The 25,066-nt window shown below is 66.0% G+C and carries 19 protein-coding genes and 1 pseudogene; 10 read left to right on the forward strand and 10 right to left on the reverse strand.

Annotated features, from left to right (window positions below; all coding sequences use genetic code 11):
* Positions 1-5 precede the first annotated feature (5 nt).
* The 5 genes from radC to ACCQ03_RS19555 all read left to right on the forward strand — a co-directional run bounded on the left by radC (position 6) and on the right by ACCQ03_RS19555 (position 4,855).
* A complete protein-coding gene (gene radC, locus ACCQ03_RS19535) occupies positions 6-683 on the forward strand; it encodes a RadC family protein (protein ID WP_057678699.1) in 678 nt (225 codons plus the stop codon).
* An 87-nt stretch (positions 684-770) separates the two neighbouring features.
* A complete protein-coding gene (gene argS / locus ACCQ03_RS19540; RefSeq protein WP_017156754.1) occupies positions 771-2,459 on the forward strand; it encodes an arginine--tRNA ligase in 1,689 nt (562 codons plus the stop codon).
* Between the two features lie 178 nt (positions 2,460-2,637).
* Positions 2,638-3,522, forward strand: a complete 885-nt coding sequence (locus ACCQ03_RS19545) for an SPOR domain-containing protein (RefSeq protein ID WP_057678692.1) — start codon at positions 2,638-2,640, stop codon at positions 3,520-3,522.
* A gap of 6 nt (positions 3,523-3,528) precedes the next feature.
* Entirely contained in the window at positions 3,529-4,062 is a 534-nt protein-coding gene (locus tag ACCQ03_RS19550; protein WP_057660418.1) for a hypothetical protein, read from the forward strand.
* A gap of 37 nt (positions 4,063-4,099) precedes the next feature.
* A complete protein-coding gene (locus ACCQ03_RS19555) occupies positions 4,100-4,855 on the forward strand; it encodes an SDR family NAD(P)-dependent oxidoreductase (RefSeq protein ID WP_057660420.1) in 756 nt (251 codons plus the stop codon).
* Positions 4,856-5,102: 247 nt separating this feature from the next.
* Here ACCQ03_RS19555 and ACCQ03_RS19560 read toward each other — a convergent pair whose 3' ends face one another.
* The 5 genes and pseudogenes from ACCQ03_RS19560 to speA all read right to left on the reverse strand — a co-directional run bounded on the left by ACCQ03_RS19560 (position 5,103) and on the right by speA (position 14,460).
* On the reverse strand, positions 5,103-6,230 hold the full coding sequence (locus ACCQ03_RS19560) for an acyltransferase family protein (protein ID WP_057678691.1): 1,128 nt from the start codon (positions 6,228-6,230) through the stop codon (positions 5,103-5,105).
* A 137-nt stretch (positions 6,231-6,367) separates the two neighbouring features.
* The gene (locus ACCQ03_RS19565) at positions 6,368-7,699 is read right to left on the reverse strand and encodes a glycosyltransferase (RefSeq protein ID WP_150147086.1); all 1,332 of its coding nucleotides are present in this window, start codon (positions 7,697-7,699) and stop codon (positions 6,368-6,370) included.
* Positions 7,692-11,693, reverse strand: a pseudogene (locus ACCQ03_RS19570) (amino acid adenylation domain-containing protein). The gene ACCQ03_RS19565 and the pseudogene ACCQ03_RS19570 overlap by 8 nt, the downstream one beginning before the upstream one ends.
* 563 nt (positions 11,694-12,256) lie before the next feature.
* Positions 12,257-12,436 carry a hypothetical protein gene (locus tag ACCQ03_RS19575; protein ID WP_057660426.1) on the reverse strand — a complete coding sequence of 60 codons (180 nt, stop codon included), beginning with the start codon at positions 12,434-12,436 and terminating at the stop codon, positions 12,257-12,259.
* A gap of 137 nt (positions 12,437-12,573) precedes the next feature.
* Positions 12,574-14,460: an arginine decarboxylase gene (gene speA, locus ACCQ03_RS19580; protein WP_057687010.1), complete on the reverse strand. Its 1,887-nt coding sequence runs from the start codon at positions 14,458-14,460 to the stop codon at positions 12,574-12,576.
* A gap of 237 nt (positions 14,461-14,697) precedes the next feature.
* Here speA and speE point away from each other — a divergent pair, with 237 nt between their 5' ends.
* Positions 14,698-15,555 (forward strand): polyamine aminopropyltransferase, encoded by an 858-nt coding sequence (gene speE / locus ACCQ03_RS19585; protein WP_057679033.1) that lies wholly within the window; start codon positions 14,698-14,700, stop codon positions 15,553-15,555.
* 349 nt (positions 15,556-15,904) lie between these two features.
* On the opposite strand, the gene ACCQ03_RS19590 is transcribed toward speE, so the two are convergent.
* Both ACCQ03_RS19590 and ACCQ03_RS19595 read right to left on the reverse strand, forming a co-directional pair.
* Positions 15,905-16,516 (reverse strand): PH domain-containing protein, encoded by a 612-nt coding sequence (locus tag ACCQ03_RS19590; RefSeq protein ID WP_057679034.1) that lies wholly within the window; start codon positions 16,514-16,516, stop codon positions 15,905-15,907.
* Positions 16,517-16,698: 182 nt separating this feature from the next.
* Positions 16,699-17,520 carry a hypothetical protein gene (locus ACCQ03_RS19595; protein ID WP_057679036.1) on the reverse strand — a complete coding sequence of 274 codons (822 nt, stop codon included), beginning with the start codon at positions 17,518-17,520 and terminating at the stop codon, positions 16,699-16,701.
* 547 nt (positions 17,521-18,067) lie between these two features.
* On the opposite strand from ACCQ03_RS19595, the gene ACCQ03_RS19600 reads away from it, so the two are divergent.
* Positions 18,068-18,724, forward strand: coding sequence for an RIO1 family regulatory kinase/ATPase domain-containing protein (locus ACCQ03_RS19600; protein ID WP_057679037.1), 657 nt, complete (start codon positions 18,068-18,070; stop codon positions 18,722-18,724).
* A gap of 206 nt (positions 18,725-18,930) precedes the next feature.
* Here the strand turns inward: ACCQ03_RS19600 and ACCQ03_RS19605 are convergent, their stop codons facing one another.
* A complete protein-coding gene (locus ACCQ03_RS19605) occupies positions 18,931-20,916 on the reverse strand; it encodes a glycoside hydrolase family 84 protein (protein ID WP_209226139.1) in 1,986 nt (661 codons plus the stop codon).
* Between the two features lie 481 nt (positions 20,917-21,397).
* Positions 21,398-21,772 carry a P-II family nitrogen regulator gene (locus tag ACCQ03_RS19610; protein WP_008574841.1) on the reverse strand — a complete coding sequence of 125 codons (375 nt, stop codon included), beginning with the start codon at positions 21,770-21,772 and terminating at the stop codon, positions 21,398-21,400.
* Positions 21,773-21,925: 153 nt separating this feature from the next.
* Between ACCQ03_RS19610 and ubiK the strand changes: the two genes are divergently transcribed.
* From ubiK to ACCQ03_RS19625, 3 genes are all read left to right on the forward strand, one after another.
* A complete protein-coding gene (ubiK, locus tag ACCQ03_RS19615) occupies positions 21,926-22,204 on the forward strand; it encodes a ubiquinone biosynthesis accessory factor UbiK (protein ID WP_017156738.1) in 279 nt (92 codons plus the stop codon).
* A 15-nt stretch (positions 22,205-22,219) separates the two neighbouring features.
* Complete coding sequence (locus ACCQ03_RS19620) at positions 22,220-23,740, forward strand: YifB family Mg chelatase-like AAA ATPase (RefSeq protein ID WP_057679039.1); 1,521 nt, start codon at positions 22,220-22,222, stop codon at positions 23,738-23,740.
* A gap of 351 nt (positions 23,741-24,091) precedes the next feature.
* A complete protein-coding gene (locus ACCQ03_RS19625; protein ID WP_057679040.1) occupies positions 24,092-24,601 on the forward strand; it encodes a lipocalin family protein in 510 nt (169 codons plus the stop codon).
* 215 nt (positions 24,602-24,816) lie between these two features.
* Here the strand turns inward: ACCQ03_RS19625 and ACCQ03_RS19630 are convergent, their stop codons facing one another.
* Complete coding sequence (locus ACCQ03_RS19630) at positions 24,817-24,993, reverse strand: hypothetical protein (protein WP_017158194.1); 177 nt, start codon at positions 24,991-24,993, stop codon at positions 24,817-24,819.
* Between the last annotated feature and the right edge of the window lie 73 nt (positions 24,994-25,066).

The following is a 25,066-nucleotide window of genomic DNA, read 5'->3' on the forward strand; positions in this document are numbered from 1 at the left end:
GCCATATGCACATACACGACTGGCCCACCCACGAACGCCCGCGCGAGAAACTTCTGGCGCGCGGGGCCACTGCCTTGTCCGATGCCGAGCTGCTGGCGATCTTCGTCGGCTCCGGTCTGCGTGGCCAGGATGCGGTGCAGACCGCGCGCGATCTGCTGCATCGGCACGGCCCGCTGCGCCTGCTGCTGGACCGCCCGCCCAGGACGTTGGCGCGCCTGCCCGGGCTGGGCCCGGCCTCGGCCTGCAAGCTCGCCGCCGGGATGGAACTGGCCCAGCGGCACCTGATGAGCGCGCTGGAGCGTGGCCAGGCGCTCAGCGACCCGCCCAGCGTGGGCCGCTACTTCTCGCAGCGGCTACGCGCGCGGGCCTATGAAGTGTTCGCGGCGCTGTTCCTGGACAACCGCCACCGCGCCATCGCCTTCGAGGAACTGTTTACCGGCACCATCGACGGTGCCGACATCCACCCGCGCGAAGTGGTCCGGCGGGCGCTGCTGCACAACGCGGCGGCGGTGATCGTCGGGCATAACCACCCGTCGGGTAATCCGGAGCCCTCCGAGGCCGACCGCGCGGTCACCAAGCGGCTGCTGGACAGCCTGGAGCTGGTGGACATCCGCCTGCTGGACCATTTCGTCATCGGCGATGGTCGGCCGGTGTCGTTCGCCGAGCGCGGCTGGCTAGAATGAGCAGTGGTGCGCTGACCTGAACCATCGGTCGGACCCTGCGGCACGCGGTCGGGTAAAATCGCTGGTTTGGTTCCAAGCAGATCCCACGTGAAAGCCCTACTCCGCGCACTGATCGGCCAAGGCATTGAAGCCTTGCGCGCCAATGGCACCCTGCCCGCCGACACCCTGCCGCCGGATTTTGTGGTCGAGCGACCCAAGACCCGCGAGCACGGCGACTTCGCCACCAACGCCGCGATGCTGCTGGCCAAGGCTGCGCGCAGCAATCCGCGCGCACTGGCGCAGGCGCTGGTTGCCGCGCTGCCGGCCAGCGACGACGTGACCAAGGTGGAGATCGCCGGCCCCGGATTCATCAATTTCCATCTGGCTCCCACCGCCTACCAGCGCGAAGTGGCGCATGTGATCAAGCAGGGTCACGACTACGGCCGCGGGCTGGCCGGCAACGGCCGTTCGGTGGGCGTGGAATACGTTTCGGCCAACCCGACCGGCCCGCTGCATGTCGGCCACGGCCGCGCCGCGGCCATCGGCGACAGCCTGGCGCGCGTGCTCGACGCCAACGGCTGGAACGTCAAGCGCGAGTTCTACTACAACGACGCCGGCGTGCAGATCGAGAACCTGGCGTTGTCGGTCCAGGCACGTGCGCAGGGGCTCACCCCCGACAGCGACGGCTGGCCGGAAAACGGCTACCGCGGCGACTACATCGCCGATGTGGCCAATGCCTACCTGGCCGGCGAGACCGTCGACCTGGAGGGCCATCTGGTCACCGGCACCAAGGATCCGGCCGATCTCGAATCGATCCGCCGCTTCGCGGTGGCGTACCTGCGTAACGAGCAGAACCACGACCTGGCGGCGTTCCGGGTCGATTTCGACATCTACTTCCTGGAAAGCTCGCTGTACAAGGACGGCAAGGTCGAAGAAGCGGTGCAGAAGCTGATCGCCTCCGGCCACACCTACGAGGAAGGCGGCGCGCTGTGGCTGAAGTCCACCGACTTCGGCGACGACAAAGACCGCGTCATGCGCAAGTCCGACGGTACCTATACCTATTTCGTGCCGGACGTGGCCTATCACCTGACCAAGTGGCAGCGCGGCTACGAGCGCGCCATCACCGAACTGGGCGCAGACCACCACGGTTCGCTGACGCGCGTGCGCGCCGGCCTGCAGGCGATGGAACTGGGCATTCCGCAGGGCTGGCCGGAATACGTGCTGCACCAGATGGTCACGGTGATGCGCGGCGGCGAGGAAGTGAAACTGTCCAAGCGCGCCGGCAGCTACGTCACCCTGCGCGACCTCATCGAAGAAACCAGCGCCGATGCGGTGCGCTGGTTCCTGATCGCGCGCAAGCCCGATTCGCAGCTCACCTTCGATATCGACCTGGCGCGTGCGCAGAGCAACGACAACCCGGTGTTCTACGTGCAGTACGCGCATGCGCGCGTGTGCAGCGTGCTGCGCCAGGCGCAGGAAAAGGGCTACAAGTACGACCAGGCCCACGGCCTGGCCGAGCTCGCATGCCTGGAAGACGAGCACTCGCTGGCGGTGATGCTGGAGCTGTCGCGTTACCCGGAAGTGGTGGAAATCGCCGGTCAGGCGTTGGAGCCGTATCAGATCGCGCAGTACCTGCGTGAATTGGCGCACGCCTTCCACACGTGGTATCACAACAGCAAGGTGCTGGTGGACGCTGCCGCCGAGCGCGACGCCAAGCTCACCCTCGCGGTCGCCACCCAACAGGTGCTGGCCAATGGCCTGGAACTGCTCGGCGTCAGCGCTCCGGAAAAGATGTAAACAGGCGGCCGCTGCCGGGTGCCATCGCAGGCAGCGGCGCAGCGCATGGCACGGCGGTAGGCGCCGGCCTGCCACCTCGGGTGCCGATGGCGCTCACCGGGCAATCAGCGCATCGGCGCGCGTTGCCACAGCACGCGGGCCAGCGGGCCCGCAACGACACGATTCGGAGAAGTGGTAGATGGCAGCACGACGCGGTAAGAGTCAGGCCCGGCGCAACACCAGCAATGGCACCCCCGGTTGGGTGTGGCTGGTGGCTGGCGCCGCGATTGCGGCAGTGATTTTTCTGGCCGCACCCAACCTGTTCAAGAAGGACGGCGACGGTTTCCTGCGCGTGGGCCCGCGTGCCAATCCGGATGCGCAGCCCGAGCCGGTGGCCGATGCCGACGTGGACACGCCGGCCGAACTGCCCAAGCCCAGCGCGCAGCCGCCCAAGCCGCAGGCCAAACCCGGCGATGCACAGACCCAGTACGACTTCTATACCTTGCTGCCTGGCAAGGAAGTGCAGATGTCCGACGCCGAATTGGCTGCCAGTGCGCGCGCCGAAGAGGCCGCGCGAGCGCGTGCGGCGCTGGAAGGCAAACCCGTGCCCCCCGCACCCGGCGCCAGCGTGGCAGCCGCTACACCGGCCGCCAGCGTCGCGATGCCATTGAAGGAAACCAGCGCCAGCGCACCCAAGCCGCTGCCGGAAACCGCACCGGCACGCCCGGCCGCCACGCCGGCTCCGGCCAGTACCGCCGCACTCACCACGCCGGCCGCCGCCGCGCCCAAACCCGCCGCAACCGCCGCCGCTGCAACAGCGCCGCCGGCTGCTGCGCCGGCGGTCGCCGACAACACCCGCTACATCCTGCAGGCCGGCTCGTTCGGCGCCTCCGGCGATGCCGAATCCACCAAGGCCAAGCTGGCGATGATGGGCCTGGCCGCACGCGTGGAATCGGCCGACATCAGCGGCAAGACGGTCTATCGCGTGCGCATGGGGCCCTACGGCAGTGCCAGCGAGCTTGCCGAGGCCAAGCAGAAGCTCACCGGCAGTGGCCTGTCCGCCATCGCGATCAAGGCGCAGTAAACGCCCGTGTTGCGACGTATCGCTGGCATGTTGCTGGGCGTCCTGGCGTGGGCCGGCCCGGCGCAGGCCACCGATCAGCTGCCCGACCTGATCCAGATCGACGGCCAGCAGGCGACCCTGCTGGCCGAACCCTTGTCCGGCCCACTGGACGACCCAGCCACCTGGAAGCGTTTCGTGGCGCACGCCGGCAGCGCGCTGGGCAGTTGCAGCGCCAACTGGCGCGGCTACCGCGCTTACTGGCGTCTGGACGGACACCAGCTGTGGCTCGATCGCGTGGTCTTGGGCGCCTGCGCCGAGGCACCGCCCACGCTGCCGTTGGATGTCCTGTTCCCCGGCCAGCCAGCGCCAGTGCCCGCCGCCTGGGTGGATGGCGAATTGATCGTGGCGCTGCCCGCCACCGCCACGAGCGCTGCGCACGCACCGGCCCCGTACGTGGCGCTGCAGCTGCGGCGTGGCCACGTCGTCGCACGCCAGGCCCTGACCGACGAGCTGCTGCGCGCGCGGCATGCCGCAACGGCGAACCCGCGGCCTGCTCACTGAATCTGCTTCCCGCCCCCTGTCCTCCCTGGAGTTCCCCATGTCCAAGACCGTCCTGATCACTGGTGCCACCTCCGGATTCGGCAGCGCCGCCGTGCGCCGCTTCGCCGCAGCCGGCTGGAAGGTCATCGCCACCGGCCGTCGCGCCGAACGCCTGCAGGCGCTGGCCGCTGAACTGCCGGCCGGGCAGGTACACGCCGCCGCGTTCGACATGCGCGATGCACACGCCTTGTCGGACGCGATCGACGCGGTGCCGGCCGCATTCGCCGAGATCGACGTGCTGGTCAACAACGCCGGCCTGGCGCTGGGAACCGCGCCCGCGCAGCAGGCCGACCTGGCGCAGTGGCAGCAGATGATCGACACCAATGTCACGGCGCTGGTCACGCTCACCCACCGCCTGCTGCCGGCGTTGATTGCGCGCCGCGGCGCCATCATCAACATCGCTTCGGTCGCGGCCACCTACCCATACACCGGCGGCAACGTCTACGGCGGCACCAAGGCCTTCGTGCAGCAGTTTTCGCTGGGCCTGCGCTCTGACCTGCACGGCACCGGCGTGCGCGTGACCTCGATCGAACCGGGCATGGCCGAGACCGAATTCACCCTGGTGCGCACCGGCGGCAACCAGGCCGCGTCGGACACGCTGTACCGTGGCGCCACCCCGATGACGGCAGAAGACATCGCCGAACAGATCTTCTATGTCGCCAGCCTGCCGGCGCATTTGAATATCAACCGCCTGGAAATCATGCCGGTGACGCAGTCCTTTGCGGGGTTCCAGGTGGCCCGCGACGCGCAGTGAGGCGTTGCAACGACGCAAGGGCCTAGGCGGTGAGCGCGCAGTGCGCCAGGCACACCCCCCGCTGCGCCGCGTAAGCGGTACGGAGCATCGAACGGAGCATCGAAAAGCCGCGCACTGCGCGGCTTTTCTTTGCATCGGCGCTGCAGATTCGCAGCAATTGCGCAGACCGGTTGCCTGACACCAGGTGCTGCAGCGGCGGCCACCATGCGCAACCGGTGCACGCTCGCCGTTATCCGCAGCCATCGCATCATGCAAGTTCGGCATCGCGGCGCGCGGCTGCACGCCTTCGCAGCAACGCGCTACGCAGCTGCAGGAACGGACGTTCCACCATGTAATGCAACAGCGCACCCGCCGCCAGCGCCACCACGCCATACACCGCAAAGGCCAGCACGCCATGGCCGTCCAGCGTGGTGCCCAACCAGCCCTGGGTCACATGGAACATCGCCTTGTGGGTCAGATACACGCTGTAGGAAATGGCGGCCAACCAGGTAGCGCCCGGCACGCGTAGGCGGCCCAGTACGCTGTCGGTCGCGGTGCCTGCCAATACCAGCAAGGCTAGCCCCAGCGAAAGCACCGGCCAGCCCACTGCGTTGCCGATCAAACCGGTACGTTCGCGAAACAACCACATGGCCAACGCCAGTACGGCCAGCCCGGCAAACGCCCAGGTCGTGCCGCGCTGCTGCAGGCGCTGCCATGTGTGCGGGCGAAACACCTTGACCACTGCCAGCACGACCCCGGCCAGCAAACCGTCCAGCCGGTTCCAGGTGGGGTAATACAGATCTTCCACAAACCAGTTGCGCTGCTGGCCGCCGCCGAGTTGATCCAGCGCCGTGTTGTGCAGCCACACGCTGGTGCGCAACGCGATGCCGGCGACCACCACCGCCACGCACACCGCGACCACGCGCGCGGCCGATGGACGCCGCAACAACACCGTCGCCAGCAACGGAAACACCAGATAGAAATGCTCTTCCACGCAGAGCGACCATGCGTGCGAGAACGCGGCCTGCTCGCCGTAATCGACCAACAGATTCAAGGTGAAGGTGAGAAACATCCACCATGGCGCCAGCCCGGGCGATTCGCGAAAACCCGGCCATGCCATGTAGATCGCCAGCACCACCAAAAACGCCGGCAGGATGCGGAATGCGCGGCGCAGGTAGAAATCGGCGAAGTCCAATGGCTTGCCGCGCGACAGCGGAGTCAGCACCTGGGTGCCGATCAAAAAGCCGCTCAGCACGAAGAACAGGTCCACCCCCATCCAGCCGTAGCGCGACAGCCATTCCCAGTCCGGCCCCAACCCGCCGACCACGAACGAATGGAACAGCATCACCCACACGATGGCGATGCCACGCAACAGGTCCAGAGCGGGATAGCGCATGCGGGCCAGATCAACCGAGGGAGCCCGATTGTGCCGCATGCCGGCAGCGCACAGTGCGTCGCTGCCAACCACGCACTGCTACGCGGCGCCGCAGTGCGCGCATCGCCTGCGGCGGCAGATGCGCAGCATCGCCACGCCTATGCGATGGCGTGCTGCTCGGTCCGTGTGGCCACTGCGGGCGCCACTGCCGTGGGTTCAAGCAGGTGCCAGGCTTCCAGCTGATCGACCGCGTTGCGGACGCCGTCTTCCTGGCCAATCCGTTGCCCGAGTGCGCGCGCGGCCGCGCGCATGGCCGGCGTGCTCGCCTGCTGGATGGCTGCGGCCAGGGCTTCTGGCTGCAGCCCGGCACGCGCCAGCGCGGGCGGCGCAACCCCGCGCTGGGCCAGGCAATGCGCCCAGAACGACTGGTCGTAGCCAAACGGCAGCACCACCGAGGGGATGCCCGCCGCCAACGCGGCACCGCTGGTGCCGGCACCACCGTGATGCACGGCCACAGACACGCGCGGGAACAGCCAATCGTGCGGTGCCTGTTCCAGATGGAAGAAGCGCTCAGCGTCATCGGCGGCAGCGGCATCCCCGGCCCCCAGGCCGCCCCAGCCGCTGGCCAGCAACGCGCGCTGCCCGGTCAGTCGCACCGCTGCCTTCACCGTAGCAGTGAGCTGCGCGACGGCGCTGCTGGTCATGCTGCCGAAGCCGATATACAGCGGCGGCGGCCCGGCCTGCAAAAACGCCTGCAGCGCGGCCGGCGGTTGCCACTGCGACGGCGGCAGTTGCCAGAAGCCGCACACCTGCGCGCTCTCCGGCCAGTCCGGCGGGCGCGGGCACACATGCGCGCTATAGCCGTAGATCGCGCGCAGCGTGCTGCGATCCGGACCGCTCCACGGATACCCCGGCAGCCCCAATGCCGGACGCACGATATCGTTGAAGGCCGGCCGCATCAGCTGCCAGCCGACAAAGCGCATCAGGCGATGCAATGCCACGCTGACACTTCCCGGCAGACGCAGGTTGGGCATCAGCATCAACGGCAGGTGGCGCGACTCGGTGAGCGGCTGCAACTGCGCAAACGCCACCGGCACGCCATACGCCTCGCCCAGGCTGTGGACGAGGAAACTGGCACTGCCCACGCCCAGGATCAAGCCGGCATCGGCGCACGCCGCACGGCCCTGGGCGGGCCAATCGCGCGCCCACTCCAGCAACTTCCTGCGCAAGATGGCAGGGGCGCCGCGCATCTCGGCAACGTCCGGATGGTCTTGCAACAGCTTCTGGAGATCGCCGCTGAGCGGGAAGAATTCCAGGCCGTGGGCACGGATCAAGGTCTCGAAGTTGGAACTGGTCAGCACCCGCGCCGGATAACCGCGCCGCTGCAGTCCAAGCGCCAGCGCAATGATCGGGCGCACGTCCCCGTGCGTGCCGAGGGTGGCGATCACCACCGGCCGCTGGCGTGACGGATCGGCTCCGGACTCAGGCATATTCGGTCACTCCGTCGCCGGCGACCGCACCATGGCCGGCCTGCCCCACAGGCTGCACAGCCCGGGTAGCCTCTGCGGTAGCCGCGTGCAGCACGCTGCTGAGCGTGGCCGAATGAGTCGGCGAGAGCATCGAATGGTGGTCGCTGTCCAGAACGTGCAGCTGCAAGTTGCGCACGTACGGATGCCACGCCTGGGGACGGTAATCCACCCACAGCGCATCGTCGCCGCCGGAGCTCATGCGCACCCTCGCCTCGACAAAGACCACATCCTGGTCCAGCGGCTTGGGCCGATGACGCCGCGCCAGCTGCAGGTAATGCTGGGTGAGGGCGCCCAGATAGTCCAGCAAGGTGGGACGTTGCTCCAGCAACTGGCGCACCGCAGGCAGGTCGTTCAGCCCGTAGTGATCGCACAACAGGATGGCCAGCTCGGCGACCGTGGTCGGCATCGGCTGGCCCGGCGCCAGATGCAAGGCCAACGCGTGCACCGAGGCGCGCACGTTCTCCGACTCCGACAGCGATGCGGCCTGTTCCAGATGCGGGTAACTGTCGAGCATGGCCAGCAACTGGACCTCTTCGCCCAGCGCATGCAATTCGGCCGTGATGGCGTGCGCGATCAGACCGCCCAGCGACCAGCCCAGCAGACGGTACGGCCCGGTCGGCTGCACGCTGCGCAGACGCGCCAGGTAATCGCGCGCAATTGCCTCGATGCTCTCCGGACGGTGCTGCGGGTCGCTCAAGCCCGGCGATTGCAGCGCATACACCGGCCACTGCGGATCCAGCTGACCCAGCAAGGTGAGATACGACCAGCCCAGACCGATGACCGGATGGATGCAGAACAGCGGCGTGGTGCCGGCGGTGCCTGCACGCAGCGGCAGCAGCACGCTCAACGGGTCGTTGGGCGTGTGTGCGCTGCGCCTGATCACTTCGGCCAGGCCGGCGATCGTCGGTGCATGGAACAACGTGCCCAGCGGCAGTTCCACCCCGAACATCTGCGGGAAACGCGCGGCCATTTCCGCCGCACGCAGCGAATCGCCGCCAAGCTCGAAGAAGTTGTCTTCCACGCCCACCACTTCGATGCCCAGCACCTCCTGGAGCATCGTTGCCAACTGGCGTTCGAGCGCATCGCGCGGCGCCAGATGCGCGCGTTGCGGCAATGCGCCGGGCGCCGGCAATGCACGCCGATCCAGCTTGCCGTTGGGGGTCAGCGGCAACGCCTCCAGCGGCACCCACAGGGTGGGAATCATCGATGCCGGCAGGCGCTGCTGCAGATGCGCGCGTAGCAGCTCGACCGATGGCGCGTTGCCGTGCTTGCCGACCACATAGGCCAGCAGTTGCAAGGCATGCTCGCCATCGCCATGGCCCACCACCACCGCCTGTGCCACCTGCGAATGCAGCAGCAAGGCGCTTTCGATTTCGGCCGGCTCCACCCGATGCCCGCGGATCTTCAGCTGCGCATCGGCGCGCCCGATGAATTCCAGCAGGCCATCGCTGCGTTGACGCACACGGTCGCCGGTGCGGTACATGCTGCTGCCGTCGTCGGCGAACGGGTCGCGCATGAAACGCTCGCTGGTCAGCTGCCGCTTGCCGCGATAGCCCTTGGCCACGCCTGCGCCACCGATATACAGCTCGCCGATCGCACCGGTCGGCAGCGGTTGCCGCTGCGCATCCAGCACATAGACGCGCTTATTGAGCAGCGGTCTGCCGATCGGCGGTGCGGCGGCATCGGTCAGCTGCAACGGCATGATGGTCGACCAGATCGTGGTTTCGGTGGGCCCGTACAACTGGGTCAGGCGCCCTACCCGGCTGAGCAATTGCGTGGCCAGCTCCGGCACCAACGCCTCGCCGCCGATCAACGCGTGGATGCGATCCAGCACCAGATCCTCATTGGCCAGCAGAACGCGCCACAGCGATGGCGTGGCCTGCACCACGCTGATGTGTTCGTCGGCGATCAACCGCGACAGACCGCGCGGGTCGTGGCTGATACCGGCTGGTGCAATGACCACGCGCGCACCCACCAGCAGCGGCAGGTACAACTCCAGCCCGGCGATATCGAAGGTGATGGTGGTGACGGCAAGGACACGATCGCGCGGACGCAATGCCAGCTCGTGCTCCATCGCATGCAGGAAATTGAACAGGTTGCGATGGCTGATTTCCACGCCCTTGGGTGCGCCGGTGGAGCCGGAGGTGTACAGCACGTACGCAGTGCCGTCGGGCGTCGCCAGCGGTGCGATCGCCTCCGGCAACACGGCCGGGCGCGGATCCAGCCAGACCATGCCACCGAGCAGGTAGCGCTCGCACAGCGCCGGCTCGCAGACCAGGCCGATGGCACCGGAATCGTTGAGCATCTGGCGGTTGCGTGCGGCCGGGCTCTCCGGATCCAGCGGCAGATACGCGGCCCCGGACCACATCACCGCCAGCAACGCCACCAACAGTTGTTCGCTGCGCGGCAACGCCACCGCGACCACGTCGCCAGGGCGCACGCCATCGGCCACCCATTGCGCAGCGATGCGCGAGGCAAGCTCGCACAGCGTGGCGTAGTCGAGCGTGCGGTTGTCGTATTGCGCCACCACGGCCGCAGGCATCAACTCGGCGCGTTGCAGCATGCCGTGCAACAGCGTGGCCGGTTGCGGCAGCGGCGCGGCGGTGTTGTTCCAGGTGTGCAGCAAACGTCGGCGCTCGCTGTCGCCGAGGACATCCACCTGGCCCAGCGCACATTCCGGATCGGCCAGCACCGCGTCGGCCAGATGGGTCAGGCGACGGCAGTGTTCGGCCAGTTCCTCGCTGTCGTACAACGCCGGGTTGGCATCCAGATCGAAACGCAGCGCGGCCCCATCGCCGCGTTCGTAGCAGAAGATGGTGAGGTCGTCGGCCGGGCCGTTGGAAAGGTTGTGCGGTACCGCGTACGCCTCGCCGAAGCGCAAGGTGTAGTCGAAGGCCTCGATGTTCACCGCCAAGCGTGCGAACTTCTGCTCCATCCCGAACATGCCCAGATCGCGGCGCACGTCCTCGAAGCGGTATTGCTGATGGCGCAGTGCATGACGGACCACCGACGACACCTGCGCGAACAAGGTATGGATAGGCTGCTGCGGGTCCATCTTCAGGCGCAGCGAAATCACGTTGGCCACCAGGCCTGCGGTTTGCCTATAGCGCGCGTTGATGCGGCCGGTCACCGGCATCGCCAGCACCAGATCCTCGGCACCGGTGCAGCGGTAGTAGTACGCGGCAATCAGCGAAATCAGCATCTGCGGCAGGCTGGCGCCGTACTCCTTGCCCAGCGCGCGCAGACGCACCACCTGCTGCGGCGAGAACTGCCCGGTGCCGCGCAACAACCCGGTGGACAGCGGATTGCCCGGCCGCGCCAGCGTCGCCGGCGGCGGCAGATCGGCCAACTGCTGCATCCAGTACTCGCGATCGCGCTGGAACCGATCGGAGTTGCGATAGTGCTGTTCCATTTCGAGCAGCGACAATGCACTGCCGTACTGCGCAGGCTCCGGCTCCACGTCGGCCAGGTAGGCGTTATAGAGCACGGCCATGCGCTGCATCATGATCGACGCGCAGTAGCCGTCCATCACCAGATGGCTCACGCATTGCACCCAGATATGATGATCTTCGCCAAGACGGAACACCGCGCAATGCCATAGCGGCCCGTTCTGCAGGTCTTGCCGGCTTGCGGATTTCTTCGTCGATCCAATGTTCGGCGGCATTACGCGGAGCCGGATCGGAGCTGACATCGAAGTATGGAATCGTGCCGTTGTACTCGGGCAAGACTACCTGCGAAGGCACGCCCTCGTGCTCGACGATACACAGGCGCAGCGTATCGAACTCGTGCGTCAGCTGCATGCTGGCACGGATCAGCACCTGGGGATTGAGCGGGCCGAACATTTCCAATACTTCGGCCAACATCAAGGTGTTTTCGGTGTGCAACTTGTTGGCCACCCAAAGGCCACGTTGCGCCTTGGTCAGGGGAAAAAAACGGGAGAGGCGTCAGCGTGCATTGCGTGCATCCTTCTGGTGTGGCGCGCAGTCCGTCGACACCCTTCAACCGTTATCGGTCAATGGACACCGGATCAGCACCTGGCTTGAGAAAACGAGGGGTAAGAAACACCGCCGACCACCGACAATTGCCGGTAATACGCGATGGAAACGCATGATGAAGACGCACAGCACAGCGACTCGCACAATCGAACAACAATGTGCAGGTGACTAGTTGAAGCACTTGTATCCCGACAAGTTAAACGAACACTAACAATTCGCGCGGGGCCGAAACCGTGCAAAAAATCACGGAAATCGCGTGATGCCGAAAATTTTCTTTCTGAACTGTGATTTGAACTAGTGTTCTACATGCATACATCCGATCGAATCCCGCGCCGCATCCGGCATACCGCATGGTCGACGCTACGCACGCAGTTCAAGGCGAATATGCGCGCATCACCGCAGATAAGACCCCGCATTGAATAAGACCAATTCCAAATGAGCGTTACTGGAATTAGGTTATTCGGAAAATCACTTTATGAGAGAAAAGACGCCTTCAATGCGTTTGACTCCCTCGCGTGCACGATCACGCGATGGTCGCCTGATTGTCATCGGCATGCAGTACAAACGCGCGAAGAACGTAAGCTCGAGCCGATCGCAAGGCGTAGCGCATGACAAGTGCAGGCACTTTGTTCGATCCGGCGGGGTACGGCTGCATGAAGCGCAGGATCGCAGCCGACCAGCGCACGTCTGCGCGATCGCGCATCGACACGTTGCAGAACCTGCAGCGTCCATGCCGGTGATGCCCCTGCCGCTTCAGGCGGCGCTTGCGGCACGAGCGCGTGCAGGATGGGCCATGTCGCGCACCGCCAGCGCTGCGGCCCAGCCGCAGCGCATTGCCGATCAGCCCAGCGGCTCGTCGGACAGGTAGGTGTAGCCGGTCAGCCCCGCTTCCAGCGCAGCGCTGAGTTCCTGCGCCCGTTCCGGCGACAGGTGTGCGGCAGCAATGCGCTCGGCATAGGTGGCACGCAGCGTGTCCAGCTGATAGCCCACGTAGTCCAGCATCACGTCGGTGGTATCGCCGCGGCGCTGCTGTGCGATGCGATAGCCATCGCGATTGACCACCACTTCCACCGCATCGGTATCGCCGAATAGGTTATGGATATCGCCCAGGATTTCCTGGTAGGCGCCGACCAGGAAGAAGCCGATGCGATAGCTCTCACCGGCATTCAAGCCATGCAGCGGCAGCGAGCTGTCCAGGCTCTCGTTCTCGACATAGGTCTTGACCATGCCGTCCGAATCGCAGGTCATGTCGGCGATGATGCCGCGCCGCTGCGGCGCTTCGTTCAAGCGCTCGATCGGCACGATCGGGAAGACCTGATCGATCGCCCACACGTCCGGGATCGATTCGAACACGCTGAAGTTGACGAAATACTTGTCCACCAGCCGCTCGTTGAGCTCATCCAGCACCGGGCGATGGCTCTTCTCGTCGAAGCTCAGGCGTGCGCGCACGCCATGTGCGATGGCATAGAACAGGTCGTCGATGCGCGCGCGCTGCGGCAGGTCGATCTGGCCCAGCGCGTACGCGCTCAAGCCTTCGGCATGGAAATGCTGGGCTTCCTGGAACAGCTCCACCGCCGGACGCACATCGAGCTCGTCGTGGATCTCGCGCAGGTGGCGGATCGCGGCCGGCTCATCGTCGTGCGCGTCCGGCACGCGGCCTTCCGGCGCCTGCTCCACTTCCGACACGTTGGCGATCAGCACCGCGTGGTGCGCGGTCATTGCGCGCCCGCATTCGGTGACGACGCGCGGCGGCGGCAGGCCATGCTCTTCGCAGGCGCTGGCCAACGGCTGCACGATGTTGCTGGCATACGAATGCAGGCCGTAGTTGATCGAGCAATAGCTGCGCGAGCGCGTGCCTTCGTAGTCGATGCCCAGGCCGCCGCCCACGTCCACATGGCTGATCTTCGCGCCCAGGCGCGAGAGCTCCACGAAGTAGCGCGTGGCCTCGCGCATGCCGTTGGCGATGTCGCGCACATTGGAAATCTGCGAGCCCATATGGAAATGCAGCAGATTCAGGCTGTCGGCGTACTCGGTGTCGCGCAGCGTCTTCCACAGGTCCAGCACCTGCCGCGGCGAGAGCCCGAACTTGGCCTTGTCGCCGCCGCTGTTCTGCCACTTGCCCGCGCCCAGCGAGGCCAAGCGCATGCGCACGCCCAGGCCGGGCTTGACGTCCAGCGCGCGCGCCTCTTCCAGCACCAGGGTCAGCTCGGACGGCTTTTCGATGACGATGAAGGTCTGCAGCCCGAGTTTGCGGCCGATCAGCGCCAGGCGGATATATTCGCGGTCCTTGTAGCCGTTGCACACGATCAGCCCGCCCGGACGCGACAGCGCCAGCACCGCCATCAGTTCTGGCTTGCTGCCCGCTTCCAGCCCGAAGCCTTCGCCGTGGTGGCTGGCCAGGGTGCCGGCCACGCCACGATGCTGGTTGACCTTGATCGGGTACACCGCGGTATAGCCGCCGGCGTAATCCCACTCCGACTGCGCCTGCGCAAACGCTGCCTGCAGCTTGCCCAGGCGCTGGCCCAGGATGTCCGGGAAGCGCACCAGTAGCGGCAGCTTGGCACCGGCTGCGCGCGCGGCATCCACCACCTCGGGCAGCGACACCGCCGGGCCATCGGCGGTCGGCGTGACCACGACATGTCCGGCAGCGTTCACATCGAAATACCCGTCGGCCCAATGCGGGATCGAATAGGTCTTGCGGGCTTGGTCGAGGGACCAATCGCTCATTTCGCTGTCTCGGCTGGAATAAAAAAGGGCGTGAAGTGTAACGCCTGGCATGCGCAGGGTCCGTTACAATCCGCGCCGACTTCACGCCCCTCTCCTGGTTGGAGCGGGGCCGAGCAAGGGTCAGCCGCTGTGCAGTTTGGCTGCACGGGGCTGCGCCCGACCCTCATCCGGCGCTTTGCGCCACCTTCTCCCGGTGGGAGAAGGAACTGCCCGCTTCTTTTCGATTAGGACGTCCGCATGAGCACCAACGACAACTGGTACATCGAACACTTCCAGCCGACCGGCTCGGCGATCGGCTTCCGCATCAGCGGCAAGCTGGACGAGGTGCAGTCCCCGTTCCAGAAGATCGAGATCTACCAGACCACCGATTGGGGCAAGCTGATGCTGATCGACGGCGCGGTGATGCTCACCAGCCGCGACAATTTCTTCTACCACGAGATGATCAGCCACCCGGCACTGTTCACTCACCCGGCGCCCAAGCGCGTGGTGATCATCGGCGGCGGCGACTGCGGCACGCTGCGCGAGGTGCTCAAGCACCCCGGCGTGGAAAGCGCCACCCAGTGCGATATCGACGAGCAGGTCACCCGCATGTCGGAGAAGTATTTCCCCGAGCTGTGCGACGCCAACCACGACGCGCGCGCCGAACTGCTGTTCGACGACGGCGTGGCCTACATGGCCAATTGCCCGGCCGGCAGCGTGGACATCGTGATCGTCGATTCCACCGACCCGGTTGGCCCGGCCGAAGGCCTGTTCAACAAGGCCTTCTACGAGAGCTGCTTCAAGGCATTGAAGGACGACGGCATCCTGGTGCAGCAGTCCGAATCGCCGCTGGCGCTGCTGGACCTGATCAACGAAATGCGCACGGAAATGGGCAAGGCCGGCTTCCAGTCGTTCAAGACCTTGCCATTCCCGCAGCCGTGCTACCCCACCGGCTGGTGGAGCGTGACCATGGCCAGCAAGCAGGCCAAGGCCGATTTCGCGTTCCGCCAGGACGCTGCGCAGGCCAAGGGCTTCGACACGCTGTACTACACCGCGCACCTGCACACCGGCGTGCTGGTTGCCCCGCCGTTCGTGGCCAAGGCACTGGGCGAGTAATCGCGGCTGGCCGAGCATGGCTGGCACGTGCAAACGGCAAGTGTTTAAGCATGGCGCCTGAATGGACGCGGCCGGTTCCTGCAAACGGCCGCGCCCGCTTGGCGGTGAGGTCCAGCCGTTTTGCGGGTTTTCTGCATGGCCTGCGTGCTTACGGCGCGCGGGCCGATGCATTGGCACACCGATCAGGTCTGCCGTGGCCGCGCAACGCTGGTGATGTGCGAGGCCAGCGCGCCACCCCCAGCCTTCTGGCACAGCGATCCGCCGATAGCGCGGCCGTTGATGCGTCACTAGCTGCGATCTATGGGCCGATGTATGTGAAGCCCACCGATGCATCGATGCGCTGCGCAAGCTATAGGCGCGCCAGCACTTCTGTCTTCTTGGCGTCGAATTCGTCCTGCGTGATCAGCCCTGCCTCCAGCAATTGCTTGAGCTTGCTCAGCACCTGCACCGGATCGTCGGTCGCAGGAACCGCACTGGCTTGCGGTGCCACTGCCGCACCCTGCGCACCAGGCGCATGCACCACCACGCCACCGGCCGCCGCACGCAACTTGTCGATCTCCAGCTGCTGGCGCTTTTCGTAGGCGGATTCTTCTACCTGCTGCGCATAGGCATACACGCGCCGCGCCTGTTTCTTGGGCAGGCTGTCGATGGAAGCGTAGGCGCCCTGCGTGGTGCGGCACATGATGGTGGCTCCGAGCATCTGTTCGCTCATGTGCACATCGAGCACCTCGCGCCAGGGGAAATCGCGGAACGTCATGCCGAGCAGCTTTGGGTAGACCACGATGAAGCGGCGGTTGGTCAGCACCACCGCATCCGGAGACAGGTTCATCACCATTTTCTTCTGCACGGCGATGTACTCGACCTGCTCGTCGCGGGTCAGCAACTCGGTGATCTTGGGCAGGATCTTGCCCACCGCCACCGGGTCCTGTTCGTCCGTCAAAAACTGCGCCAATGCGTCCATCTGCCCTCGCCAACGGTTGAATCAGTGCGTTGACCAGGACACTACAGCAAGCCGCATGGATGGCGGTGCAATGCCGACCGTTTGCGGTGCAGCTTCAACTGGATCGCTGTCCGCTGCATCGCGGTGCATGCGGCATGACGCAGAAGGGGGAGCGCTGCCGCCCGCCCTTCGACCAGCGCTAGTTAGAAGCGGACTTCCAGTACTGCGTTCAGTACGTCTGCACGGTTGATGGTGGTGTCTTGGGCATAGTCGTAGTAGTCATTGGCGTAGACGTAGTTGGTGTACATCGCGCTCACGCTCGCATGCTTGCCGATATCGAGGCCCAGGCCGAGGCTTGCGTAACCGCCAAAGATTTCGTCGCTCATGTCTGCGACCTCGGCATACCATGAGCCAAGGCGGACTACCGCGAACAGCGGAGTGTCGCCAAAATTGAAACGTGCCGTACCCCCAATGCCGCCAAACTTCACTGCGGGGATAAAGACATCGTCGGCCGTATCGCCGCGGTCCAGGCGTCCAATCGATCCCTCAAGTCCGATCAACGTGACCGAGCCAGCACGCCAGCGATAGCCGGCGCTGAGGCCAAGCATGTCTTGCTTATAGCCACTGAAAACCTCACCTCGACCACGCTGCACGCCGATGAACGCGCCCCTTTCAATGCGCGATTCCTCCACCCGTGTGTAGCTCGCTGCGGGGACAGGCGCTGCCGGGTAAGCAGCGGCAGGCTGGCCTGCCTCTGCCTCAGTCGGCTCGGTCACCGTATTGAATCGGCCGGGCGCACCAGGCTGGCCGGAGCCGCTTCCACCGACAGCGGCCGGCGCTGCGCCAACGCCCGCTGGCGCCGGACGCGACGATGGCGCTGCCGGCGCGGCAACGCCTTGCGTGCCGGTCTGCTGCTTTTGCTGTTGACGGTAGCTGTCCCAGCCGCGCGACAACGACTGCGCCGAGGCCTGAGCCGTGACGCCGAACGCCGTGCAAGCCAACAGCAGTGTTGCGGTCCTTTTCATTGCATCCCCATGAGTCGTGCTCCATCGTTTCCGCATCCTTGCGCACGCAGGTGGCACCTGACGGCGTCTGGAAGTGGCGCAAGTTGCAGTCGTATTCGGAGGCGCTTTTCGGCATCACCGGATGTCGTGCGACATCGATGCAGGGCGACGCTCGAAGAGCGTGCCCGTGTTAACGCGTGCTGCAGCCCCCTGACCGCAGCCGGCACAGTGTCTGGAGTCTCATTCGCTGTCAAGAAGCAAAGTGACCGTCAACGCACTTCATCAGCCGGCGCGGACAGCGCCGACCCTGAGGCAAGACGCAACGCCGGCGGGGCGAATCATGGCCTGGGCTGGCGTGCCTGTATGCACTGGCCGGTACATTCCGATCCTGGTGTTCCTGTCAAACGCCTGATTCCAAATGCTGTTCCACTCCCGGAACATTTCATTTGTTAAATAAATATAATTTCAATACTAACAAGTTCTAAAATTAGGCAGACCGATCCCCGCGATCACCGTGAACCTGCGCAACGCGTGACATCTCCGCGCCGCCAAGGTCTGGAGAACTGCCATGCATTACCAGCCGCTGGACATGTCCAGCCTGCACCTCGTCACCCCTGTTCTGCTCAAGCAAGGCACCAGGCTGCTCGAGCCGGACGTCTACCGCACCCACGTGAACGGGCAGCCGGCGGTGGTCAAGGACTACGGCCGCTATCGCCGCACGCTGTTGTCGCCGATCGCCCGGCTCATGGTGCGCCACGAGGCCAGGATGCTGCGGCAGTTGCAGGGCTGGCGGCATGCCCCGGCCTTGCTCGGCACGCTGGGCGGGCTGGCGCTGGGCATGGAATTCATTCCAGGCGACACGCTCAGCGCCAGCACCGTTGTGGGCCAGGAGGTCTTTCAGCAATTGCAGCAGGCGCTGCGCCGGCTGCATGCGTTCGGCATCACCCATAACGATTTGCACGGCACCAATGTGGTGGTCAGTGCCGGCGTGCCGGTGCTGATCGATTTCACCTCGGCGTGGCGATTCCCGCGCTGGCTGCGGCGCGGCACGTTGGCGCGTCAGCTGCAGCGCAGCGACGTGGCCAACTTTCAGAAAATGCGCCAGCGCCTTGCCGGCATCGCACCGACTGCCGACGAATCGGCCCGCAGTGCCGAACCGCGTTGGGTGCAGGCAATTCGCAGCGGCTGGAAGCGGCTGTATCGACGCTTGAAAGGCAAGGCGTGACCAGCGCTGCCGACTAACGGCGACTGAGCACACCATTGCGCCCAGCTGCTGCGCTGATGTCGTCGGTTTGATCTGGAGCGCGGACGTCCTTCCGGCGCGCCATGCCAGGTGCTGCGATGCAGATGGCAATGGCGCCCGCGCATTTGCATGCACAGCGACGCGAACAATTCCCCGTGCGCGTCGTTAGTGTTTGTGCACTAACCCACTCATTTTGCTGCTGCCGACTCAGTCGCTGCCGCCTGGCGATAAGCGATCAGGCGCGGCGCTTGCGCGATGAAGCGGTCCAGCACGCCGTCAGCGATCTTGACCGGGCCGCCGAAGCGCGTGGCGCCGGGAATCGATTGGATCTGGCCCGCGACGGCGGCGATCGCAGCCGCCTCGGCAAACAAGGCCGGCGCCTGCGTGTGGCCGCGATTTGCCGCATCCAGCCCGGCTGCGGTCTTCTGCAGGGCCTGGCCCCAGTCTTCCATTGCCTCCAGCCACGGGCGCGATTGCTCGGCAAAACCCTCATCGGCCACGCCGTCGCGGATGATCTGCGGTGCCGCAGCCATTTCGTCGGCAGAGCGTGCCAGTTCGGCAATCGCCTGCGTGCGCGCTGCGGCATCGCCAAGCGCGATTGCCTCGCGTACATGGTCGAGCACCGCCTTCAAGCGTGGCGCCTGTTCCTGCCATGGCTGGCTGCCAAAGGTGGGCGCCAGGTGCTGGGTATCGAAGAGGGTCAGCAGGGCCGCAGCAACACGCGCATCGCCGCCGGCCAGATCGCGCGCCGCCGCATGCCAGGTGCGTTGCGCGTCGTAGCCTTTGTCGTTCCAGGCGAACGCGGCCACGCCCATCACCGCGACGCGGCTCGGCGCTTCCTGGTTCATCGGGTTGGACACGATGCCCGACAACTCGGCCGATAGACCCGCCTCGCGCCGCGCATACGGCGCCATCAGCAGGCGCCCGGCCGACGTTTCGAAATCGTTGACCGGATAGTTGTCCCACAACAGCGTCTTGCGGCCGAACGCCTTGGTGGCTGCGCGCGCATCGGGGATGGAAATGGCCGGCGGCACCACGTCGGTACCGGTCCACTGCACCACGATCTTCGGGTCTAGATGCTTGCGCAGCGCTTCCTTGTAGGGGCTCTCTTTGGCGTCGTAGTACTCGGTCGGCACCATGATCAGTTCAGCGGCCGCATCGTGGCGCGCGACCAGATCGGCCTGCACCAGATTGAGCAGATGCGACTGCGCGATACCGGCCGCCTGCGCGCCGGACTCGCCGAAGGTGGTCTTGTCGCGTTCGCAATTCCACTTGGTGTATTCGATATCGTCCAGCGCCACGTAGAAGCTGCGCACGCTCAGCGCGCGGAACGCATCGAACTTGCGCAACAGCGCCTTGGCATCGGCCGGATCGGAGAAGCACACGGTGGGGCCAGGCGAAATCGCGTAGACGAAATCGACATGATGGCGCTTGGCGGTGGCGGCCAGCTGGCCGAGCGCCTTCAAGGTCGTCTTCGGGTACGGCTCGCGCCAGCGATCGCGCGCGTAAGGGTCGTCCTTCGGGCTATAGATGAAGGTGTTGGCCTTGGTGCGGGCGAGGAAATCGATGTGCTTGCTGCGATCGCTCATCGACCACGGCGCGCCGTAGAAGCCTTCGATGGTGCCGCGGATCGGCATGGACGGGTAATCCTGGATCGTCAGCGTCGGGATGGCCGGCCGCTCGACCAGCTGCCGCAGCGTCTGCGCCGCATGGAACAAGCCATCGTCATCGTGGCCGGCCAGCGTGATCAGGCTGCCGCGATCGAGCGCAACGCTGGCCAACGTGTAGCCTTCCTTATGGGTGTCCTGCATCGCCTTGCTACGCCCCAGCGCATCGCGCACCACGGCCGCATCGCCGGTGCCGAGCACGATGTGCGGGCGGTCCAGCGTGGCAGGCAGGCGTGTGGCGGTCGCAATCTTGGTGACGCCTGCGCTGTCGAGAATGCTGCGCACCAGCGCCACCGTGGCCTTGTCCGCGCCAGGGGCGACCACCAGCACCACCGAGCGGCCCAAGGTGACGGTTGCCCCATCCAGCGTCATCGAGACCGGCGTCGGATAGATCGCCGGCTGGGTAACCGGTTCGGTCACGTCCTGTGCCAGCGCCGGAGCAGCCAGGCCCAGCGCTACCAATACCGAAAGCAGGCGCACGCCCGGCTTGCAGTTGCGTCGCTTCATCTCGAACTCCGGTATTGGAATAGTATTACACCCTAGAGTAGGCAAGTCGGGCGGCGGCGACAAGCGCGGCCGCGATTGCTCTCTGTTCAGCGCTGGAACGCCGTAACTTCAGGCTGTTTCTGCATGGCACGCCAGAAAGGTGCGGCAGCAATCGGTGGCGGTATTGAAATGGTCTGACAAGATGGACGGTGGCGCCTTCGCGCCCGGTAGCGGCCTGGCCCGCACACGCCCAGCCGCCCATCCGCGGCGGTGATGCGCGCCACCGCCAGTGCATTTAGTGCACGCGCAGCGCGCACGTCGCATGGCTTAGGTGGCCCGAGTTTCCTGCGGTCGGTGCGACCGCAATGCGCCTGATCCAGTGAAGTCGACTGGATTGCTGGCGCAGCACTACGGCTCGGTCTCGCCGTTGCGCAGGCAGAGGGCATCGAACCCCTCACCGCCCGCCACGCATCTGGCAAGCAGCAAGCGCCGCATTGCGAACCTACAGCGCGTCGCTATCCAGCTCGCCGGTACGAATACGGACCACCGTGCCCAGGTCGTACACGAACACCTTGCCGTCGCCGATCTTGCCGGTACCGGCCGCCGCGACGATCGCCTCGACCACGCGCTCGGCCTGGTCGTCGGTCACCGCCACTTCGATCTTCACCTTGGGCAGGAAATCGACCACGTATTCGGCGCCGCGATAGAGCTCGGTGTGGCCTTTCTGGCGGCCGAAGCCCTTGACCTCGGTCACCGTGATGCCCGCCACCCCACAGCCGGCGAGCGCTTCGCGCACATCGTCGAGCTTGAACGGTTTGACGATGGCCATGATCATTTTCATCGGTGCAGGTCCCAGGGCATGACGGCCGCGCAGCATACCGTGGACGGGCGCAACACTCATCCAACCGCGCCGCGCCCTCACCGCGGACGACAGCCGAATGAGACTATCCTTACCGCCTGCCGACTGCCTTGCCGATGTCCCGCGTGTCCCGGCCTGCACTAGGCTTCCTACGGACCTGCGGAGAACACCATGATCGATTTCAACCAGCTCGACGACCTCGCCCGCCGCCTCAGCGACCTGGTGCCGCCGGGCCTGCGCCAATCGCGCGAAGAACTGCAAAGCACCTTCAAGGGCGCATTGCAGGCCGGGCTGGGCAAACTGGACCTGGTCACCCGGGAAGAGTTCGACGTGCAGCGCGCGGTCCTGCTGCGCACCCGCGAAAAACTCGACGCGCTGGAGCAGACCGTTGCCGCATTGGAAGCGCGCGCACCCGGCACGCCACCCACTGCGCCGCCCACCACCCCCTGAGCGAAGGCCACCACCATGAGTCTGGCGCTGGTGCACAGCCGTGCCCGCGTGGGGGTGCATGCGCCTGAAGTTCGGGTGGAAGTGCATCTCTCCGGCGGTCTTCCTTCTACCCAGATCGTGGGCCTACCCGAAGCGGCAGTGCGCGAATCGCGCGAGCGCGTGCGTGCCGCCCTGCTGTGCGCACAGTTCGAATTCCCCGCCCGGCGCATCACCATCAACCTGGCACCGGCCGATCTACCGAAAGAAGGCGGCCGGTTCGACCTGCCGATCGCTCTCGGCATCCTGGCTGCCAGCGGGCAGATCGACCGTCAGGCCCTGGCCGATTACGAATTCCTCGGCGAGCTTGCGCTGACCGGCGAGCTGCGCGGCGTCGACGGCGTGCTGCCCGCGGCGCTGGCGGCCGCGCAGGCCGGGCGACGGCTGATCGTCCCGCTCGCCAACGGTGCCGAAGCCGCCATCGCCGGGCACGTCGAAGCCTTCACCGCGCGCACCCTGCTGGATGTCTGCGCCACGCTCAACGGCAGCCAGAAAGCGCCTGCCGCCGAGCTGGCAGCGCAGGCGCTCGGCGCCCGCGCCCTGCCCGACATGGCCGACGTGCGCGGCCAACCGCATGCACGTCGCGCGCTGGAGATCGCCGCCGCCGGTGGGCACCATCTGTTGCTGGTCGGCAGCCCTGGCTGCGGCAAGACCCTGCTGGCCTCGCGCCTGCCTGGTCTATTGCCCGAGGCCAGCGAAGCAGAGGCACTGGAAACCGCAGCGATCACCTCGATCAGCGGCCGTGGGCTGGATCTGGCCCGCTGGCGGCAACGCCCCTACCGCGCCCCGCACCACACCGCCAGCCCGGTGGCCCTGGTCGGCGGCGGCACGCACCCGCGCCCCGGCGAGATCTCGCTGTCTCACAACGGCGTGCTGTTCCTGGACGAATTGCCCGAGTGGCAACGGCAAACCTTGGAAGTGTTGCGCGAGCCACTGGAGTCGGGCGTGGTCACGATCGCGCGCGCGTCACGCAGCGTGGATTTTCCGGCGCGCTTCCAACTAGTCGCCGCCATGAATCCCTGCCCGTGCGGCTGGGCAGGCGATGGCAGCGGGCGCTGCCGCTGCAGCAGCGATAGCATCCGTCGCTACCGCAGCCGCATCTCCGGCCCGTTGCTGGACCGCATCGATCTGCATGTGGAAGTGCCGCGCCTTCCGCCACAGGCGCTGCGCAGCGGCAACCTCGGTGAAGACAGCGCCAGCGTGCGGACGCGCGTGGTCGCCGCACGACAACGACAGCTTGCACGCGGCGCGCTGCCCAATGCGCAACTGGACCAGGCCGATACCGACCGCCATTGCCGCCTGCAACACGACGATCAGGTGCTGCTGGAGCGCGCCATCGAACACCTGCAGCTGTCCGCACGCTCGATGCATCGCATCCTGCGCGTTGCGCGCACCATTGCCGATCTCGACGACAGCCCGGACATCGCCACACGCCATCTCACCGAAGCGATCGGCTACCGCAAACTGGATCGCGCGCTTGGCGCCGCCAGCGCGGCGTAGTTCGGCAGGTCAACCGGGGGCGCGGTCCGCAAGCCATGCGCGGGCGCGCATCCTGCTACTGCAAGGCGCCTGCATTGTCAGGAAGTGGCGCTGGTGCCAGTGCCAGTGCCAGTGCCAGTGCCAGTGCCAGTGCGCAACAGCATTCACCGTCACGGTGTTCATCGGATGCAGCCAATTGATCGCTCGCGCGACATCGGCGCACGAGTGGCATCGTGCCTAACGCCAGCACGCACCGAGCCGATGCCCTCACGGACGCCCGCCCTTGCTGCACGACCGCTGGCGCCATATCCCAACATGCATTTCATGGCGTTGCACGTACAACAGGCAGCACTCCATTGTGCAGAGGCCTGTATGAGCCACCACCCCGAACTTGCCACGGTCCCTTCGCTGGATCTGAATCGCTACCTGGGCACGTGGTACGAAATCGCCCGCCTGCCGACCCGCTTCGAGGATGCCGACTGCACCGACGTGTCGGCACACTACACCCTGGAAGACGACGGCAGCGTGCGCGTCCAGAATCGCTGCTTCACCGCGGAAGGCGAGCTGGAAGAAGCGGTAGGCCAGGCGCGTGCCATCGACGACACGCACAGCCGGCTGGAAGTGACCTTCTTGCCCGAGGGTCTGCGCTGGATTCCTTTCACCAAGGGCGACTATTGGGTGATGCGCATCGACGCCGATTACACGGCTGCACTGGTCGGCAGCCCGGATCGCAAGTACTTATGGCTACTGGCGCGCTTGCCGCAGCTGGACGAAAACATCGCCCAGGCCTACCTGGCGCATGCGCGCGAACAGGGCTTCGATCTGTCGCCACTGATCCATACCCCGCACACCGGGCGGCTGACCGAGCAACCGCTTCCGTAGGCGACCCCGGCTGGCTGGGGACTGGTCAGGCCAGCAACGACGCACCGCCTGCAACCCTTGCGACCTGGAGGCACTGACCAGTGGACGATAGGCATATGCTCTCAACGACCACCCAGCCCACAATCACCCACTGACGCAGTCGCCATGGCCACTGCCGTGGCGACCCAGGGCACCGGTCCTGGCGGCTGCATCGCGCAGACCAGCACCCCAACCTCTCAGTCGTCGAGCGTGCCGAGATCCTTGGCAGCTGCCTGTGCACCTTCCAGGCTGTCGAAAGCCACGCCCGTGTCGCCGACCACGTACTTGGTCAGCTCGCCGTCGCGTGTTGTCTCCTGCATCTTGAAGATCGGCACCGCATCGGTGCCGCCGACGCGTTCTTTCTGCGTTGTCATGCGTGATTCCTCCAGTGAAAGCGTCCTGCGTGGGACGGGTGTCCGGCTGCTCCCGGGCGGGAGCGCAGACAGT

This window comes from Xanthomonas sp. NCPPB 3569 (assembly GCF_041475645.2).
GTDB lineage: Bacteria > Pseudomonadota > Gammaproteobacteria > Xanthomonadales > Xanthomonadaceae > Xanthomonas > Xanthomonas phaseoli.